At 46.0% G+C, this 18,707-nt stretch carries 19 protein-coding genes; 4 read left to right on the top strand and 15 right to left on the bottom strand.

Annotated elements, in window-relative coordinates:
- Positions 1-1,455, top strand: a complete 1,455-nt coding sequence (locus tag GC130_RS02570) for a gluconokinase (protein WP_151996689.1) — start codon at positions 1-3, stop codon at positions 1,453-1,455.
- Positions 1,456-1,471: 16 nt separating this feature from the next.
- Here GC130_RS02570 and GC130_RS02565 read toward each other — a convergent pair whose 3' ends face one another.
- From GC130_RS02565 to GC130_RS02555, 3 genes are read right to left on the bottom strand one after another with little or no spacing between them, the layout of a single operon-like run.
- The gene (locus GC130_RS02565) at positions 1,472-2,026 is read right to left on the bottom strand and encodes a Maf family nucleotide pyrophosphatase (protein WP_370455729.1); all 555 of its coding nucleotides are present in this window, start codon (positions 2,024-2,026) and stop codon (positions 1,472-1,474) included.
- A complete protein-coding gene (locus GC130_RS02560; protein ID WP_151996687.1) occupies positions 2,010-3,311 on the bottom strand; it encodes a DUF1015 domain-containing protein in 1,302 nt (433 codons plus the stop codon). Before GC130_RS02560 ends, GC130_RS02565 begins: the two co-directional genes overlap by 17 nt.
- Positions 3,312-3,320: 9 nt before the next feature.
- Complete coding sequence (locus tag GC130_RS02555) at positions 3,321-4,826, bottom strand: acetyl/propionyl/methylcrotonyl-CoA carboxylase subunit alpha (protein ID WP_151996686.1); 1,506 nt, start codon at positions 4,824-4,826, stop codon at positions 3,321-3,323.
- Positions 4,827-4,984: 158 nt separating this feature from the next.
- Between GC130_RS02555 and GC130_RS02550 the strand changes: the two genes are divergently transcribed.
- Together GC130_RS02550 and GC130_RS02545 are read left to right on the top strand one after the other, a co-directional pair.
- On the top strand, positions 4,985-6,235 hold the full coding sequence (locus GC130_RS02550; protein WP_151996685.1) for an aminotransferase class I/II-fold pyridoxal phosphate-dependent enzyme: 1,251 nt from the start codon (positions 4,985-4,987) through the stop codon (positions 6,233-6,235).
- Positions 6,236-6,330: 95 nt separating this feature from the next.
- Positions 6,331-6,504, top strand: a complete 174-nt coding sequence (locus GC130_RS02545) for a histone H1 (protein ID WP_151996684.1) — start codon at positions 6,331-6,333, stop codon at positions 6,502-6,504.
- 90 nt (positions 6,505-6,594) lie between these two features.
- Here GC130_RS02545 and dapA read toward each other — a convergent pair whose 3' ends face one another.
- The 9 genes from dapA to GC130_RS02500 are packed head-to-tail and all read right to left on the bottom strand — an operon-like array spanning position 6,595 to position 14,172.
- Complete coding sequence (gene dapA, locus GC130_RS02540) at positions 6,595-7,470, bottom strand: 4-hydroxy-tetrahydrodipicolinate synthase (protein WP_151996683.1); 876 nt, start codon at positions 7,468-7,470, stop codon at positions 6,595-6,597.
- Positions 7,463-7,984 carry a hypothetical protein gene (locus GC130_RS02535; RefSeq protein ID WP_151996682.1) on the bottom strand — a complete coding sequence of 174 codons (522 nt, stop codon included), beginning with the start codon at positions 7,982-7,984 and terminating at the stop codon, positions 7,463-7,465. The genes dapA and GC130_RS02535 overlap by 8 nt, the downstream gene beginning before the upstream one ends.
- Positions 7,984-10,038 carry an NAD-dependent DNA ligase LigA gene (ligA, locus tag GC130_RS02530; RefSeq protein WP_151996681.1) on the bottom strand — a complete coding sequence of 685 codons (2,055 nt, stop codon included), beginning with the start codon at positions 10,036-10,038 and terminating at the stop codon, positions 7,984-7,986. Before ligA ends, GC130_RS02535 begins: the two co-directional genes overlap by 1 nt.
- A 49-nt stretch (positions 10,039-10,087) precedes the next feature.
- Positions 10,088-10,288 carry an exodeoxyribonuclease VII small subunit gene (xseB, locus tag GC130_RS02525; RefSeq protein WP_151996680.1) on the bottom strand — a complete coding sequence of 67 codons (201 nt, stop codon included), beginning with the start codon at positions 10,286-10,288 and terminating at the stop codon, positions 10,088-10,090.
- The gene (xseA, locus tag GC130_RS02520) at positions 10,281-11,585 is read right to left on the bottom strand and encodes an exodeoxyribonuclease VII large subunit (RefSeq protein WP_151996679.1); all 1,305 of its coding nucleotides are present in this window, start codon (positions 11,583-11,585) and stop codon (positions 10,281-10,283) included. The genes xseB and xseA overlap by 8 nt, the downstream gene beginning before the upstream one ends.
- 30 nt (positions 11,586-11,615) lie before the next feature.
- Positions 11,616-12,581, bottom strand: a complete 966-nt coding sequence (locus tag GC130_RS02515; RefSeq protein WP_151996678.1) for a hypothetical protein — start codon at positions 12,579-12,581, stop codon at positions 11,616-11,618.
- Between the two features lie 48 nt (positions 12,582-12,629).
- Positions 12,630-13,127 carry a hypothetical protein gene (locus tag GC130_RS02510; protein WP_151996677.1) on the bottom strand — a complete coding sequence of 166 codons (498 nt, stop codon included), beginning with the start codon at positions 13,125-13,127 and terminating at the stop codon, positions 12,630-12,632.
- Positions 13,128-13,137: 10 nt separating this feature from the next.
- Positions 13,138-13,590: a hypothetical protein gene (locus GC130_RS02505; protein ID WP_151996676.1), complete on the bottom strand. Its 453-nt coding sequence runs from the start codon at positions 13,588-13,590 to the stop codon at positions 13,138-13,140.
- A 42-nt stretch (positions 13,591-13,632) separates the two neighbouring features.
- Positions 13,633-14,172: an RNA polymerase sigma factor gene (locus GC130_RS02500; protein WP_151996675.1), complete on the bottom strand. Its 540-nt coding sequence runs from the start codon at positions 14,170-14,172 to the stop codon at positions 13,633-13,635.
- Positions 14,173-14,355: 183 nt separating this feature from the next.
- On the opposite strand from GC130_RS02500, the gene GC130_RS02495 reads away from it, so the two are divergent.
- Positions 14,356-14,808: a MarR family winged helix-turn-helix transcriptional regulator gene (locus GC130_RS02495; RefSeq protein ID WP_151996674.1), complete on the top strand. Its 453-nt coding sequence runs from the start codon at positions 14,356-14,358 to the stop codon at positions 14,806-14,808.
- 16 nt (positions 14,809-14,824) lie between these two features.
- On the opposite strand, the gene GC130_RS02490 is transcribed toward GC130_RS02495, so the two are convergent.
- The 3 genes from GC130_RS02490 to GC130_RS02480 form a co-directional block, all read right to left on the bottom strand.
- On the bottom strand, positions 14,825-16,477 hold the full coding sequence (locus GC130_RS02490; RefSeq protein ID WP_151996673.1) for a glycerol-3-phosphate dehydrogenase/oxidase: 1,653 nt from the start codon (positions 16,475-16,477) through the stop codon (positions 14,825-14,827).
- A gap of 65 nt (positions 16,478-16,542) precedes the next feature.
- Entirely contained in the window at positions 16,543-17,466 is a 924-nt protein-coding gene (locus GC130_RS02485) for a universal stress protein (RefSeq protein ID WP_151996672.1), read from the bottom strand.
- A gap of 124 nt (positions 17,467-17,590) precedes the next feature.
- Positions 17,591-18,676 carry an aminotransferase class V-fold PLP-dependent enzyme gene (locus GC130_RS02480; RefSeq protein WP_151996671.1) on the bottom strand — a complete coding sequence of 362 codons (1,086 nt, stop codon included), beginning with the start codon at positions 18,674-18,676 and terminating at the stop codon, positions 17,591-17,593.
- Between the last annotated feature and the right edge of the window lie 31 nt (positions 18,677-18,707).

Here is an 18,707-nt window from a genome sequence, read left to right as displayed (position 1 = left end):
ATGCAGTACCTCGTAGGTTTAGACATTGGCACTACCAGCACAAAGGCAGTAGCATTTGGCGTTGATGGCAGGCAGCTCAAAGTAGTCAATAATAATTACCCTCTTATTTCTCCGCAGGAAGGTTGGTTTGAACAAGATCCAGGGCAAATTGTCAATGCGTCGGAAGCTGCGCTCAAAACGCTTGTTGAACAGTTGGGTGAAAAACCGATGGCTGTAAGCATCTCGTCGGCCATGCACGGGCTAATGCTGATAGGCAAAATTGGGGAACCTATCACTAATCTTATTATCTGGGCCGACAATAGAAGCGACAAAGAAGCCAGACAGCTAAAGGCCAGTGAAGAGGGGGCTGCCATCTATTTTGCGTCAGGCACACCCATTCACCCCATGTCGCCGCTGTGCAAACTGCTATGGCTGCAAAAGAACCGCCCGGACCTGATGCAGCGAGCCGAGAAGTTTGTCTCAATAAAAGAGTACATAATTCACAGATGGACAGGGGAGTACCTGCTAGATCAGTCGCTGGCCTCAGCTACCGGCTTATACAATAACGAGCAGACAAAGTGGAATGACCTGGCATTGCAAGTGGCCGGGATAAAGGAAGCGCAGTTGCCGGTTGTAGTTCCAACAACGACAATTCTCCCGAAACTCAAAGCTGGCATCGCTCAGCAGCTTGGTGTCGAAGTGGATACTCCGGTGATTATCGGGGCCAGTGATGGCTGCCTGGCCAACCTGGGATCCGGAGTGCTTGATGCAACCACCGCCTCGCTCACTATTGGTACCAGCAGCGCCTACCGCAAGACAATAGACAAATTTGTCAGAGATGAAAAGCAAAGTGTATTCAACTACATCCTGACAAGTGACTTGTACGTTGTTGGCGGGCCATCTAACAACGGTGGTGTGGTGGCCCAGTGGTTTGAAAAGGAATTTGGCGATGGTGAGTTTGACGAACAGGCGCTGCGATCTGTAAGGCCCGGGAGCGATGGTTTGATTTTTCTCCCTTACCTGCTTGGCGAAAGAGCGCCAATTTGGGATCCGGAGTCAAAGGGAGTGTTTTTCGGCGTACAGATGAACCACACGAAAAATCATTTCTATAAGGCGGTGTGGGAAGGTGTTTTCCAGGCTGCTCACCATATTGCAGAAACTGTTGACCAGGTAACCGGAGAGGTGGAAAAAGTAGTAGTTAGCGGCGGCTTTGCCAAGTCAGATTACCTGATTCAAACCCTTTCCAATGTGCTTCAAAAGCCTTGCTGGCTATGCAACTCTGCCGAAAGTTCAGCATTTGGAGCCGCTATTCTTGGCATGCATTCCATCGGTGAACTGAAGGATTTGAAAGATGCGTCAAGGCTGGTGCATTTCGAAAAGGAGTTTTTGCCCGACCCAGCGGAGGCAGAGGTGTACAGGAATGGCCTGGAAAAATCGAAGAGAATCTATAGCAGTCTGAAAGACGAGTTCAACTAAAGTGCAAATGGGCCGCTCACAAACGGTACTTTAGTAGCCTTCGGTATACTTCCTGAATGGGCAAGCCCACCACATTAAAATAAGAACCTTCTATGCCCGTGATACCTATCATGCCAATCCACTCCTGGATGCCATAGGCACCTGCCTTGTCGAACGGTTTATAGTTACTGATATAATAATCAATCTCATCATTGGCCAACTCTTTGAAGGTTACCCGGGTTGATACCGAGAAAGAATCAAGGCCGTCCGGTGCAGCAATACAGACGCCAGTAATTACATCATGTGACCGGCCCGATAGCCTGGTAAGCATTTCAAAAGCCTCTTTTTCGTCGGCTGGTTTTTCCAAAAGCTTGTTATCCAGCACAACCGTCGTGTCGGCTGTGACAATGATGGCATTGGAAAGTTTTTTGCCGTAAAAGGCACTTTTTTTCCTGGCCAGGTATTCACCCACACCGGTTTTTTCGATGCTATCCGGATAGCTTTCATCCACCTGCTCGGTGTAGACTTCAAAACTAAAGTCGGCTTCTCTCAGCAGCTGTTGCCTCCTGGGGGAGTTAGAGGCTAGAATCAAAGGGTGACGTAAATTCATCTTCTTGAATAGATCCAAACAGAAAACCGCAAATGACTTTGGGGTAAAAATAAGTAGACTTTTGAGGGAGGGTATACCCACTCAAACACACTTCTTTGATTGTTTCGATAGATATATCCTTGGTGATGACCGCAAACTGCGCCTCTCCACTCAATACACTTGAATGACATTCCGTGAAATTTCGTTCGAACGATATCTTTTCGGACCTCGTTTGGTCTTTGCCGGCAATGCCCAGTATCTTTTCAAAAATAAAGTAGTGCATCACTGTCAAATCAAGCTCTTTGATTTTATCAGGGAAGTTCCAGTCAATCAGGTCGATGCACTCTGGCTTGAGTCGTATTTTGTAGGCCTCGTCACCCATGAGTAAACCAAAAGCCCATTGCTTGCCGAGAATGATCTCATTGACATCGGAGGCATTTTCCACAGGTTTAATAATAAAATAAGCAGCCAACTTTTCGAGAAGTTGAGCTGGCACAAAGTCGGGGATGTTTTTTACCAGGCGATGGGTAGGCAAAATTCTTAAATCGTGCGCCTCCGTGTTGGTGAAGTACATCATATGGTAATTGAAGGCTTCTTTGCCGGTAGCCGTCGGCTCTTTGGCCAATTGCATTTTTTTGTACCTCAACGATCCCTCATACCGGTGGTGACCATCCGCCAATATTATCTGCTTGTCTTTCATGATGGAAACGATTTTTCGAATCGATGCTGCATCATTCACCACCCCGAGGACATCCCGCACTCCCTGATAGTCTTCCGCTTCATAAATTGGCTGTTGGATGCTGGCATCAAGCATAGCCTCTATTTGGAAGCCGGGGTCGGTATACAACCCGTGTGTGGGGCTCACGTTGAGTTTCGTTTCTTCGAGAATGGCCACCCTGTCGTCAACGGAATGCGGCATCGTGCTTTCGTGTCGCATCAGCACTTTGTCTGACCAGTCGTAGGCTCGGATAAATGCGATAAAACCTTTGCGGCAGTATTCTTTGGTGTCGCCTGGCAAGGTAAAATATTGGAAGTAGCTATAAATGCCCGGCACCATGTCCTGAACAATTACTTTTTCGTCCTTCCACTGCTGGAGCGTTTGCCCTGCTTTCCAGGCAGCGTTTTCTCCCTGGGGCACCGACAAATGGATGCTATTGTGCGGGTTTTGGTACAACCTGGCCCTCTGCTTCTCAGAAACAACGTCAAAAAGGGGAGAAGTTAGTTCGTCAATTTGTTTTCGCAGCTTGTAGTTATATCTCCAGGCTTTAAAGGGTCTTATCTCTGCCATTCCTTTTTGCTACAGTTTTGCTCTTTGTTTCCACTGGCTCAGCTTTACATCCGACGGGGAACTGGATGTACTTTGTCCGGAACTATTTTGAGTGACGGCCATTTGCTTTACTCCCAGGAGGGCTGCTATCTGCGCTTCCTGTTCCGTTAGGTCAACATCCAGCGACGCTGGGGTGAAGTACTTTTCAACAAACCGGGTATCGAAATTCCCTGAAACAAAGGCCTCGTGTTGCAAAACAAAGCTACAGAATGGAAGCGTCGTTTTTATGCCTGATATTTTATACTCGTTTATGGCCCTGAGCATTCTTCCGATGGCAAGTTCTCTCGTTTCGGCGTGCACGGTCAGCTTGGCAATCATTGGGTCGTAATAGATCGGTATATCCATGCCTTCTTCAAAGCCATCGTCTACCCGCACACCAAGCCCCTGCGGGCGCACATAGGTAACCAACTTTCCAATGTCTGGCAGGAAGTTATTGGCAGGGTCTTCTGCGTACACCCTCACTTCCAATGAGTGACCGTGTATTTTCAAGTCTTCTTGTTTGATATCCAGTGGTTTGCCTTCTGCAATCAGTATCTGCTGTCTGACAAGGTCAATTCCCGTAATCTGTTCCGTCACTGGATGCTCTACCTGTAAACGGGTGTTCATTTCAAGGAAGAAAAAATCGAGATTCTCATCTACTATAAACTCCACAGTTCCAGCTCCGTAATAGTCGCATGCTTTGGCTACTCTAACTGCTGCCTCGCCGATGGCCATTCTCTTCTCTTTACCATAAACGGAAGAAGGTGCTTCCTCAATGACCTTTTGGTGCCGCCGCTGAATACTGCATTCCCTTTCAAACAGATGGATGATGTTGCCATGCTGGTCGCCCAGCACCTGCACCTCTATATGTCGTGGCGATGTAATGTACTTTTCAATAAAAACGGCACCATCTCCAAAAGCTGATTCTGCTTCACTGATGGCCCTTTGCATTTGTTCTTCAAATTCACTCTCCTCGTTCACAATCCTCATGCCTTTGCCACCACCACCTGCACTTGCTTTAATCAGTATGGGATAGCCTACTTCAGCTGCTTGTTTTTTTGCTTTTGGAATATCAGTGATGGCTGTTTGTATGCCGGGCACCATGGGTATGTCGTAATGAGACACGGCCTCTTTGGCCGCAAGTTTGCTGCCCATCACCTCAATAGCAGCCGGGGAAGGGCCGATGAAGATGAGCCCGGCTTTCGCTACTTTGTCTGCGAAAATGGCATTTTCAGAGAGAAAGCCGTAGCCGGGATGAATGGCATCGGCTCCGGCTTTTTTCGCTACGTCAATGATGGCGTCCATCTTAAGGTATGACTCCTTTGAGGGTGGGGGGCCAACGCAGAATGCTTCGTCCGCATATCTAACGTGTAATGCTTTTCTATCCGCTTCGCTGTATATTGCCACCGTTTTTATCCCCATTTCCCGGGCAGTCCTCATCACTCTCAGAGCGATCTCACCACGGTTCGCAATTAATATCTTCTTAATGTTGGGCATCGATGTTGTTTTGAGGTCGGTATGCACAATGCTACTTATTTCAATTCTAAATTCTAAACTCCCTGTGTATTATTTAAAGTTGGTTTGATATGCCGAATTATTCCTATTAGATTTGTGTGTTTTTTGAAAAACACGCACAGATAACGCTAAATTGATAAATGGATCTTTTTGAAAAGCTTCTTCAGGACAAGGGACCACTAGGTCGTCATAAGTTCATCGATGATAATTACTACATGTTTCCCAAGCTTGAAGGGGAAATCGCTCCAAGAATGATGTTCAAAGGCCAGGAAGTACTTACCTGGAGTCTCAACAACTACCTTGGTTTGGCTAACCACCCGGAGGTAAGAAAGGTTGATGCCGAGGCTGCTGCTGCTTGGGGACTTGGTTATCCAATGGGTGCGAGAATGATGACTGGTAATTCAAACTACCATGAGCAACTTGAAAAAGAGTTGGCAAAGTTTGAAGAAAAGGATGATGTGATGCTGCTGAACTACGGTTACCAGGGAATCATGTCGGTAATAGATGCTCTTGTTGATAGAAAAGATGTTATCGTATACGATGCGGAATCTCATGCATGTATCATAGATGGTCTTCGTTTGCACATAGGCAAGCGTTTTGTGTACCCGCACAATGATATGACCAGCCTTGAGAAGCAACTTCAGAGGGCTACGAAACTTACCGAAGAATCTGGTGGCGGTATCCTTGTCATTACCGAAGGTGTTTTCGGAATGAGCGGCAATCAGGGCAACCTGAAAGGCATCGCTGCTCTTAAGAGCAAATACAACTTCAAGCTTCTTGTGGATGATGCACATGGTTTTGGAACTATGGGCAAAACGGGTGCTGGCACAGGAGAGGAGCAGGGAGTTCAGGATCAAATCGACCTTTACTTTTCTACCTTCGCCAAATCTATGGCGAGCATTGGGGCTTTCGTGGCCGGTGAAGCAGAAATTATCGACTTCCTCCGTTACAATACCAGGTCTCAAATTTATGCTAAGTCTATCCCAATGCCTTTGATCATTGGCGGGCTTAAGAGATTGGAAATATTAAGAACTCAACCTCAGCACAAGGACAACCTCTGGAAGATTGTTCGTGCTGTGCAAGACGGCTTCAGAGCCAAAGGCTTTAACATTGGAACTACCACCTCACCGGTGACGCCGGTATTGTTAAAAGGCGATCTTTATGAGGCAGCAAACCTTGTAAGAGATCTCCGAACTAACCACGGTGTTTTCTGCTCCATGATTGTTTATCCGGTGGTACCAAAAGGAGTGATTATGCTCCGCATTATCCCAACTGCTGTGCATACCCTGGAAGATGTTAAGGTGACCATTGCCGCCTTTGAAAAAGTTAAAGGCAAATTAGATGAAGGAATCTATGCAAAAGCAGGGTCAAAAGGTGCTACAGTTGGATAGTTTTCCACAAATTACCACTCGGGATATGCATTTTTAAACAATTTATTTATATTGCTCAACCTTTTTAATTCATCAATAACCTAAAATTCTTACATATGAAAAGATTTGACCAAATCAGAGATTTAGTTATGTCACTTGAAGGAGACTTCGTGAAATTTTATGACAAAGAAAACCAAGCTGCCGGTACGAGAGTACGTAAGGGTATGCAAGAGCTGAAGAACTTAGCTCAAGAAATTAGAATTGAGGTTCAGAACAAGAAAAACGGTTAATTAGTATATAACCTGCTTACTTAATAAAGGAATCTATGGCCTTCGGAAAAATTCCGAAGGCTTTTTTTGTGCCAATAATAAAGGGGATTTTCAGATACTGCCGATAGCAGACTTGATCCTGGCTTTCAGTGTGCTACTTGCTGAAACCAAGGGCATTCTCACCCGGTCGTTGCCGATGCCAAGAGCGCTTACGATGGCCTTGATGCCCGTAGGGTTTCCTTCTTCTGTAGTGAGCTGAATTACTTCGTACAATTTGTGTAAAGCAGCGCTCGCCTTTGCTGCCTCTCCGGCCAGCGAATGACGAACCATCCCGCTGAACTCAGCTGGGAATGCATTGGCTATGACCGATATCACACCACTTCCTCCAATCGAAAGTATGGGCACAGTTAACACGTCATCTCCCGATATCAGCTGAAAGCCTTCAGGCATTGACCGGGCAACTTCTATGCATTGCACCAAATCGCCCGAAGCTTCTTTGATGGCGATGATATTGGGGTGCTTTGCCAGCTCCAGTGTAGTTGACGCTTTAATGTTGCAGCCAGTTCTTCCGGGTACGTTGTACAGTATGATGGGCAGCTTGCTATGGTCAGCCAGGTAGGTGAAATGCTGTAGCAAACCTGCCTGGTTGGGTTTGTTATAATAAGGTGTTACGGAGAGCAGGGCCTTTAAAGGATATTGCTCCAACTGTGGCATGAAGTCTACAAGCTCTTTGGTATCGTAGCCACCAAGGCCAAACACAACAGGCAGGTTCTTGCTGTTGTTCTTGAAAACGAATGAAAGTATTTTGTGTTTTTCCTCTATCGAAAGAGTAACAGACTCACCTGTTGTGCCCAGCACCACCAGGTAGTCAACCCCGCCTTCGCTTACGTGATCAAGCACTTTTTTTAAAGCGTCGAAATCTATCTCCAGCTGTTCATTAAAAGGAGTAATCAGGGCTACCCCAGTCCCACTTAACCAATCATGCATTTGCCCTTAGTTTTTTGATATAGAAGTAAATCTTGTCGAGGAATACCTCGAAGTCAGTAGAAGGGTCAATGTGTATCATCAGTTGGTAGAAGTCTTTCCTTTCTACCATAAAGTGTCCAATCTTACACTTTGCATTCGCTCTGGATAAGATATTGTCAACAAACTCATGTGACTCAATGTCTAAATTGATGAGGAAGTCAAAGTTGCGGGTCAAAAATAAGTCTATTTCCTCAGAAGTTAGCTTACCCCACACAGATAAGTTGTCAGTAGAGTAGCGTGGAATTCTGTACTGGGAGGTGGCTTCCTTTTTTGGGAAGAAAGCCAATGTGGTCACTTCTTTTTTATCTATTTGAATTTGGCGAATGAAGCTCAGTACCTTTTCATAGTGTTCGTCGTTCAAATACTTGAAAATGATCCCTATTTGATCTGCATCAGAATAACCAGGCGACACTTGCAGTGTGCTTTTTCTAATTGCTTTCTTCGTATGAACCGGTAGTAAAAGTTTGCCCAGCATTAGTTGATCATTTTTAGGAAGTCTTCTTCTGAAATAATTTTCACACCAAGCTCATTGGCCTTCTCAAGCTTTGCAGGCCCCATATTGTCACCAGCCACCAGAAAGTTGAGCTTGGCTGAGACTGAGGATACGACCTTGCCACCATTTTGTTTTATGACGTTCTTCAAATCGTCACGTTCAAAACCTTTGAACACACCGCTAATGACAAAAGTTTGTCCGGCCAGTTTGTCGCTGGCAGCAACGAACGCCCCACCTTCCGTTTTGAGTTTCAACCCTGCTGCCGAAAGTTTGTTAATGAAGTCGGCATTTTTCCCTGAGCCAAAAAAGTCAATCACCGACTGAGCGATTCTTTCGCCAATTTCCGGTGCCTCCAGCAGCTGTTCATAGCTGGCCTTGCTGATTTCCTCGATGCCTCCAAAATGCGTTGCCAGCTTTTCAGCCACTGTTCTTCCCACATACCTGATGCCCATGCCGAAGAGAACATTTTCGAAAGGCTGCTCTTTCGACTTTTCAATAGCATCTATGATATTGCGGGCGGACTTTTCTCTGAGGCTTCTGGTAACTGTGTCGCCTTTCTTTTCTGAATAGCTCGAAAACTCCAGCCCATTGAGTTGCTCAAAGGTGAGGAAGTAGATGTCAGCCGGGTCTTTGATCAAGCCGTGGCTGAGCAAACCTGCAATAGTTTCGGGGCCCATGCTCTCAATGTTCATCGCATTGCGCTGGATAAAATGCTCGATGCGGCCTTGTATCTGCGGTGGGCAGCCGTCGGTGTTGGGGCAATAGTGCACGGCCTCACCCTCGGTTCTCACCAGCGGCGTTCCACATTCCGGGCACTTATCAAGATAAACTACCGCCTGGCTTCCTGGTCTCCTTTGGGCCGTGTCGACACCCGTTACTTTGGGGATAATCTCGCCCCCCTTTTCGACAAACACCATGTCGCCAACACGCAGGTCGAGTCGGGCAATTTCATTGGCATTGTGTAACGAGGCCCGCTTCACAGTGGTGCCAGCCAGTAGCACGGGTTTTAATTCTGCCACCGGAGTTACTGCGCCGGTCCTCCCGACCTGATAGGTGATGTCGAGCAACTCGGTGATAGCACTTTGTGTTTTGTATTTGTAGGCAATGGCCCAGCGGGGGCTTTTGGCCGTAAAGCCCAGCAGTCGCTGCTGAGTGATTGCATTCACTTTAATAACGACCCCGTCGGTATCGAGCGGTAAGTCAAGTCTTTTTGTTTCCCACTCAGCAATGTACTTCAATACATCGTATATAGTGGCGCATTTCCCGTAGGTAGGGGACACGTTGAAGCCCCACTTTTCCAGCAAGTGCACTGCTTCCTCGTGTGTTTGTATAAGGCTTTCTACGCCCAGCAGTGAGTAAACGTAACAGTCGAGGCGGCGCTTGGCCACTGCTGCTGAATCCTGCTGTTTCAGTGTGCCTGATGCAGTATTTCTTGGGTTAGCCAAAAGAGGCTCGCCTATGTCTTCCTTTTCAGCATTGATCTTGTCGAACATTTTCCTGGGCAGGAACACTTCACCCCGCACTTCAAACGCTGATGGATAGTCTCCGTCTTTGCCAAGTCGCAGTGGGATACTGTGAATAGTCCTGGCATTGTTGGTCACATCATCGCCCTTTGTTCCGTCGCCTCTGGTCACGGCCCGGGAAAGACGACCGTTTTCGTAGGTAAGGCTGAGTGCAACACCATCAAACTTCATTTCGCAGAAATATTCGTACGGTGCACCTTCCAATGCTTTGGCTACACGCTGATCAAAATCACGGAGTTCCTGCTCAGAGTAGGTGTTTCCCAGCGAAAGCATGGGATACTTATGCTCAACGGATTCGAAGTCTTTGGTGACTGTGCCACCAACCCTAAGTGTGGGAGAGTTTTCATCCACAAACTCAGGAAATGTAGCTTCCAACTCCTGGAGCTTTTTTAATAGTGTGTCAAAATCAAAATCGGATATTTCTGTCCTGTGCTCCTGGTAGTAAAGGCGGTTGTGGTAGTTTAGCTCCTGGCTAAGCCTTGCTATTTCTTCTCTGGCTTCTTCCTTGGTCATGATGGCAAATTAAGGCACCTAAATTTCTACAAATAAGCCGTCAAATGCATCATTCTTCCAATTTTTTCATGGCCTCGGTCAGCTGAGCTTCTGTGTGAGTAAGCCTCTCCTTGCAGTAGAGGATCAAATCGGTCGCCCGCTGAACCATTTTTGTTATTTCATCCACGTCCAATTCGGCACTTTCTATCTTCTCCACAATACCCTTTAGCTCCTCTAACGCTTCGGAATAAGACAATTTTATATTACTCATGGTCATTAAGGCTTTTTATTTGAGACGTTAAGACCCCATGGCTGTAGTGAGTCACGATGGAATCCCCATTCTTTAATTTACTGTTCTTCAAAAGTTTCCCTTCCAGGGTGGTAATGCTGTATCCCCTTGCCAACACTTTCTTTGGGTCGCTTGCTTCAATCGATTTTTCCGCCATAGCCAGCTGGTTTTTTGCGGTTTTCAACTGCTCATTCACTGTGTAGATAGTAGTAGCGGAAACTTCTCTAAGACGGTGTCGTTCCCGTTCTATCTTCCATTTTGCTGACTGCGCTATATCTCTTTTAATGCTGTTGATATAGGAGAGGCCTTGCGCCATTTGTTGCCTGGCGAGGTAGTTGAGGTCTTTTGAAAGTTGACCTAGTAAGTGCTTTTGCCCCGTCATTTCTTCATCGACCTGCCGCAAGAGCCTGCTTGCCATCCACTGAATAGATTCGGTGAACGACTCGAAACCCTCAAGGATAAAATCGGCCACAGCGGTGGGGGTCTTGAGCCGGGTGTGAGCCACCATATCGGCAATGGTTTCATCTCTTTCGTGGCCAATGCCGGTGAGCACAGGCAGGGGAGCATTGGCTATGGCCGCACAAACATTGTATTCGTTGAAAACGTCCAAATCGAGCTGTGCACCACCACCACGGATGACAACAATAGCATCGAAGTCATCTTTTTCTTTGGAGATATTTTCGATTGCACTCAGGATGGCTCGCTCGGCTTCATCTCCCTGCAAAGTCACAGGAAAGAGCTTCGTCGACACCGCATAGTGCTTTTTATTGTTCTCCAGTTGGTGCAAAAAGTCGCCATAGCCGGCAGCGGTGGAGGAGCTTATGACGGCAATTCGTTGTGGAACAACCGGAAGCACCAAGCCTTTGTTGCGATCGATAAGGAGCTCTTCAGTTAACCGTGATATGACTTCCTGCTTTTTTCTTTCCCTTTCTCCAATGGTAAAGTTGGGGTCGATGTCTTTGATGGTCAGGTTGAGGCCGTAGACCTCGTGAAAGCTCACCTGCGCATTGGCCAGGATTTTAATTCCCTGCCTTAAGGAGTTGCCGGTTATTTTTTCAAACCACTGATTGATGTTCCTGAAGTCGTAGGCCCAAATTGCTGCCCGAAGTTTGGCTTTCACTTGCTGATGGTCTTTTTCAAGCAGCTCAAGGTAGCAATGCCCCTTGGCATTCACCTTCATGTCACCAATTTCGGCTGTTACCCAATAGGAGGGAGCGAGGTTGCCGGAAATAGCATCCTTGATCGTAAAGGCCAACTCTGAAAGGGTTACAGTCTGCATGTGAACAAGAAAACCCAAATATAAAGAATCTTACTTCTTTTGGCGGAGTGGAATCATATAACCCAGGCTTGTGCTGAAATAGCTATTGGGCCTGGTGTCAGCCAGCGACTCCCCGGGCAACTCAACGGGTATGTTGTAGGTGTAGGAGAGGAGCAAGCTAAACTGTTTGTACCTGAGGGAGATGGGGGTAGAAAAGCTTACGTTCATTAAGCCAAACACATCCCTGGTGTCGGGTGTCAGCACTCTCCTTCGCAGCCTGGGAAAGCGCCTGATCAAACGCTGGATTCTTGGATCCGTGAGGTCTACATTGAAGCGGTAGGAGACAAGCTCCTCGTTGCCAAATAGGAAGTTGGCGGAAGGAAACAGCGTAATTTTATCGAGAAACCAGACTTTCCGAAACACAATGTTCCCTGACAAAGCACCGGAAAGACGGTGTGCATCGCCATTACCAAAAAGGTACGTATAGTCAATAGTGGCATACAGCCAGTCGGCGTCAAAAAATAAAGTACCATTGAACCCATTAGGTGGTGCCGTAATGATTGAATCGGAGGCAGCCTGGGCATAAAAGGACCTTTCGAAGGCAATATTGTACGAGAGCCATTTAGTGGGAAGCCCGAGATAGCCGACACTTAGTACTGTCAGGCTATAGTTGGGCTCAAACTGACTATTCCAGTAGCCTGAAACATCAGCAAATCCACCGCTGTGATGATAAAAGGAAACGCCCGGCGTGAACCCGTACTGTTTCACACTAAAATCTCTGCCAGCTGACGTGACCCTGCTAGTGTAGGAAAGCCTGACATTCAGCGTTGACGACTTTTGAGTAGCAGAAAGCACACTGTCGATCAACCTAAAGATTGACAGCGAGTCCATGTCGTCAAAAATGGACAATGAGTCTTCATAAGATAGGTTATAAACTGCAGTGGTGTCCTCCTGGGCCGCTGAGTTGAAACTCAAAAAGGCAAAGCCTGCAATCAACGCAAGCTTTGCCCATGCCAAACGGACAAAGTGTATTCTATCCCTTATGATACGCAGTGTTATCTAAATTCAGTTACCTCTTCTACCATTGATCCTGTCCTGGTTTCTTTCCCTAAGATTCTCCCGCATGTTTTGTTGCCTGGCTCTTCTTTCGAGCTGTTCCAGCACCATTCGTCGGAAATCGTCTTCAGCCTGCCGCAGTGAAACCAGCTGTCGGGTACTAATCACCCGGAGCAGTTTTTCGGAATATTCTTTTTCCAGATTAAGCTCTCTTTCTTTCACCTGAAAGTTCAGGTCCATCATAGCCCTGTTTTCTTCCTCAGTGGCTGTTTGAGGATTGAAATCTCTCCGTGCATCTCTCATCTCTCCCAAAATGCTTCTTCTTTTATCACTAAACTCCCGGTAAATAGGCCAGAATTGCTCTGCCTGCTCAGGTGTTAAGCCCAGTCGCTCGGTAATCACCCCGATTTTGGCGGCCTCTACTTTTTTCATTGCCTCTGGGTCTTGCGCCTGCAAATAAGCGGCCGACAACAAAATCATTAGGGCTATATATTTAAAACGTTTCATAATCATTCAATTAAAGGATTTCATCCTGTGTACTTAACTGATCATAGAGCTGCAGCAACTCTTCATCGGTCATTTCTTCTTCCGGCAATAAGTTTAGCTCACCGTCATTCCAAATTGAATCTTCTGCTTCAGCATGATCCATCAATTGCACGAGCTCATCGGCACTGACAGATTCGATTTCCAGATAGTAGATAAGGTCGGCTGTGGCCACGGCATCGAGAGGGTTTAAATCTTCGTCTGTTGCCTTATTGTTGTTCCAAACAAATAGTCCAACACCCAGCATAAGCACGATTGCAAGCGCCGACAAAGACCATTTGGGAGAAAGCAAGAGCTGCCACACCGGAGAGCCAGCAGCTTTTACTTCTATCCTTTTCTGCATCCTCAACGAGAACTCATCGAAGTACTTTTCAGGGGCCTCAAACGGCTCTTTCTTTTCTATGTCGTCGAGCTTGAACTTGTTCATCAGAAGTCAATTAATACTTTGATTGTTTTTTGAGCTAAAGGTTTAATCAGCAGTAACATATTCCTCTATTTTTTTTGCTGCCAGGTGATAACTCGCCTTCAGCCCACCAACGCTTGTACCGGTTATACTGGCTATCTCTTCAAATTTCAATTCATCATAATATCTCATGTTAAAAACGAGACGCTGTTTATCTGGTAGTTTTAAGATCGCCTTTTGCAGCTTCAGTTCAATCTCGCTACCAGACAACCCTGGCGACTGCTCTGCTTTTGCAAACAATTCGCTGCTTATGTCATGAATCGGGAGGAAGAACCGTCTCTTCTTTTTTGCCAGAAACTGCAAACACTCATTACTGGCTATTCGATAAACCCAGGTGAAAAGCTTTGCATCTTCCCTAAAGTTATCAATTCCTTTCCAAACCTTTAAAAAGACCTCCTGAAGCACATCGTCAGCATCGTCATGGTCTATTACCATTCGTCTAATGACCGCATACATTGGCTTCTGATAATGGCGTACAAGCAGAGAAAAGCCAAATTGCTTCGACGATGGATCCCTTATTTTCTCAAGAATGTCTTTCTCCTGCAAAACCAGATTTTAACTATTAGATAAAGATACGAATAGAAGGTTTAAAGAGGAGGGCGGTTTATTTTTATGAAAAGTACATGTACCTACAACTATCCCGTAATATATTTCGTTGTTTTCTTACAAATAGGTGTCGACAAAGGAGTTATATAGTAATTTTGAGCACCTGGAATATAATTTAGTAAAATGGGAATAGCTGAAGACATCAAACAACCGAAATTCAAAAACGAGTTTCAGAAAGCCACAATCAACCTTTTTTATACCGCTAGTTGGCTTGGGGAAAAGCACCATACTTTTTTTAAGGGCTATGGCATTACTGCAGCACAATTCAATGTGCTCCGCATTTTAAGGGGGCAGCACCCGCAGCCATCCACCGTAAACCTGATTATTGATAGAATGCTTGACCGGATGTCGAATGCCTCCCGGATCGTAGATAAGCTGGAAAGCAAGGAACTGGTGATAAGAAAGCAGTGTCCTAACGACCGTCGTGCTGTTGACGTATTGATTTCCGACAAAGGGCTGAAGCTTCTAAGTGAAATTGACAACGAAATGGAGGTTTACGAAAAGAAAATCTGCAACCTGACGGAAGAAGAAGCTGTTCAGTTAAATGATTTGCTTGATAAATTCCGGTCTGTTTAGCTAAGATCGGATTGCCTCAGACAAAGGATGTTACCCTTTTCATCGCTTCATCAATGGCTTGTGTTTCTAAAGCTATTCTGGCCTGATCCCATCCAAACTTTTCTGTGAAGAACTTGAGAGTTATATCGGAGAATGCATGGATACTCTCAATGTCAAAGTAAAGCCTCCCGGAACGTTGCACCAGATAGTCGACGGGCCTGCAAATCATTTCATTTTCAAACGAGAAGTCCAGTTCGGCCATTAGCAGCTTCTCTCTGATGTCGTCCACCTGCTGGTAATCGGGCAGCATGCTAAGAATAGTGTCTGTCTGTTTCCCATAAGTTGACACCAGGTACCATGACTCATAGGGCGACGCTCCAAGCTTTTTTAGGGCTTTTCCAATTTCGGAGGTGTATTTTTCAACGGCCTTATAGTTCTTAAAATCACCGCCGGGCAATGTAAGGCTGTCTGTACTGCATTTTACGAACTTGTGTTCATTCTTCTCGTACATCCGCTCCATCACCACATCCACAATGCGCTCAGCCATTTTTCTATAGCCAGTGAGCTTGCCACCAGCAATGGAAAGCAGCCCGCTTTCAGATTCGAATATCTCGTCCTTCCTTGAAAGCTCAGACGCCGACTTGCCATCTTCATGAATCAGAGGACGAAGGCCCGCCCAGGAAGAGCACACATCTTTGATAGTGAGATGTACGGAAGGGAAGGTATTCATCACCGCCGAGAGCAGGTAGTCTGCATCTTCTTTTTTGGTAAGCACGAGGTCTTTGTTATCCTTATAATCGGTATCGGTTGTACCTATATAAGTGATTTTTCCTCTTGGAATGGCAAAGATCATTCGGCCGTCAGGCACGTCGAAATACACCGCTTGCTTAAGTGGAAACTTGCTGTGTGGCACCACTATATGCACTCCCTTGGTGAGATGAAGCCGCTTGCCCTCCAGAGAATGATCCTGATCTCTTAGCGTATCTACCCACGGGCCGGCAGCATTGATGATGTAGTTAGATTTTACTTCAATCTCCTCACCAGTAATTTCATTAAACACCTTTACGCCAACAACCTTTGATTTTTTGTAGATGAATTCCTTTACATGGCAGTAGTTGAACGGCATAGCACCCAGCTGGGCTGCTTTTTTCATGTTCTCGATGGTGAGTCTGGCGTCATCGGTTCTATATTCTGCGTAGTAGCCACTACCGATAAGCTTCTCCGGGTTGAGCAGTGGTTCCTTTGCCAATGTTTCCTCATGGTTGAGCATTTCCCGGCGGTCGTCTCCATCTACTCCGGCTAGCACATCGTACACCCATAAGCCCAGTGACGTCGCCCACTTTCCAAAAGTGCCATCTTCCACAAGGGGAAGGAGCATTTTTTCAGGAATGACCATGTGCGGGGCCATTTTGTGGACAATGGAGCGTTCCATGCCTACTTCTCGCACGAGACCAATCTCCAGTTGCTTGAGATAACGCAAACCACCGTGAATGAGCTTGGTCGACCGACTGCTGGTACCCGAAGCAAAGTCTCCCTTTTCAAATAAAACTACTTTGAGTCCTCTCTTCGCAGCATCGACAGCAATGCCGGCTCCCGTGATGCCACCGCCAACAACGATGACATCAAAACGCTTAGTAGAGAGCGATTTGAATTTGTTGAAATGAGACGACGCCGAAAATTGGAATTCCATGCCAGCAAGTTATGATATGAGGGCTTATTATAAAATCACATTGTGGCAAGAATGTTTTAAAATAGTTACAGTTCTTTCAGGTACTCAAGCAAACCCTCCGTTCTTCCCGTAGGTCTTATTACCAGGATGGGGATTTTTGAGTCAATTTGAACCAGTTTCTCTGCATTTGTACCTATGAACAAGGCGGCTGTTGCCGAACGCCCTTTGGCACCAATGATGATGATATCAGCGAGACTCTTTTTAGCAACGGCAAAAATAGTCCCCATTACGTCGTCGTGCTTGTCGAGTGAATAAATCGGTTCAATGTCAATGCCTTCAGTATCTATTTGTTTAATAAACTTCTCATAATTTTTTTCTGCGTTGGCTTTCATTATGGCTGCGAATTCCTTGTAGGATTTGCCCGTGTAATGATAGCCCTGAGGCACGTTGTAGACGTTTTGCGCTATGATTTTTACCGGTTTAGTATTGGATCGGGCAATTGCCACTGCCTGTTGCATAGCGTCAAGAGAGTAGTCAGAAAAGTCGATAGGTACAAACAGCTTCTCAAGTGCATGGTCATACTCTTTTGGTACGATGAGTAGGGAACATCCGGCACGCCTGGCAAGGCGGTTGATGATAATGCCGCCGCTTTTAGGCTTGGGTTTTCGCCCAACCATGATCAAGTCTATCTTTTTCTCATCAGCAAACTTCATGATCTTTTTGGTAGGCTGTCCCTGCTTGACAAGGAAATTGACTTTTATTCCGTCCGGAAAACTGTAGTACTGATTGACTTTGTTTTCCATCTCATGCTTTCTGTCGACAATAAGTTGTTCCACAACAGTTGGGAATTCCTTGATAAGCTCTTCAGGCACACTGAAGTCCCTGATCACATTATAGAAGTAAATCTCTTTGGACTTAAACGCAGTGGTGATGAATGACGCTGCTTTGATCAACTGCTCATCAATATCAGTCAAGTCGAGTCCTACCAGAATTTTATGAAAATTATGCATCTACTTCATTATGATTTTGTCGCCGCAAAGTTACGTTACTAAAACTAATTTATTCCTGAAATAACTCCACTCAAGAAGTATTTGTACGGTAAGTTTTAAGCTATTAACAGCTAAAAAGGAAAAACTACAAGTTGAACGTGTCAATCGAGTCAACTAACAGCTCAATGCTTTCTTTTGAGTGTGTTGGAAAGTTGGCGATCCGGATATGCGAATCTTTAAATGGCCCGTAGCCGCTGCCCACCACCATGCCTTTGGATTTCAAAAAGTCGATCAACGGTGCAGTATGCTGCCCTGTTTCTGCCACGATCACTGTTCTAGATCTGGCGTCTGCGTTTTTTACAAAAGGAGCAAACAGTGGATGACTTTCGAAGTAGGTGTACAGGACTGTCGCTTTGTATTCCGCTTCAATTCGGATTCTGTCCAGGCCTTTGGACAGCATGTCGCCAGCGACTTTGCCAAGTAGGTAGATGAACAAGACGTTTGGCGTTTCCGGTGTCTGCTTCTTGAGGCCACCTTCGTGCAGCTTGAGCAGGCTGTGGTAGGAGCCGATGACCTGACCTTTTGCCTGTAAGGTCTTTGCTCTTTCGAGGCAGCGATCATTGTAAAACCAAACACCCAACCCCGCCGGCAAGCCGAAGCATTTCTGCACTGAAAGGTAGGCAGTGTCGATTTTGCTAAAATCGATATTGGAAACTGGTGCTGAGCTTACAAAGTCTACAGCAATCAGCGCATTAGGATAGGCAGCTTTAAGCTGTTCTATCTCATTTTGTGGAAAGGCAACGCCGGTACTGGTTTCATTTTGCGTCACCGAAATAAGCTCTGCAGAACCTGGAATGGCGACATCGCTGATGGGGGTGTAGCTGCCGTAATCGGCCTTTGCCATTTTAGCAATACGGCCAAGCTCTCCGGCTATTTCATAAAACCTTTGAGAAAACGACCCATTGACAAAGTGGAAGGATTCTTTCTCTACGCAGTTTTGAATCAGGCGCTCCCACACCTCGGTGGCGGAAGCGGTAAAAGCCAGGTGAAAATCGTTGGGCAGGCCAAACAAGGTGCGGAGATTGCTCTCAGCCTCTGCATAAATTTCCTGAAACCGCTTGCTTCTATGAGAAATAGCAGGTATTTGCTCTTTGAGGGCGTTTTTTAAATGCTCCTCCACAGTGAAATAGATGTCGGAGGGACCTGGAGTAAAGTAAATTTTCTTTGCCATAAAGGGTGGATAAAAAATCGATAGAACCGTT

Origin of the sequence: Imperialibacter sp. EC-SDR9, from assembly GCF_902498805.1 — a bacterium.
GTDB lineage: Bacteria > Bacteroidota > Bacteroidia > Cytophagales > Cyclobacteriaceae > Imperialibacter.
This window is presented reverse-complemented; position numbering and strand designations above follow the sequence as displayed.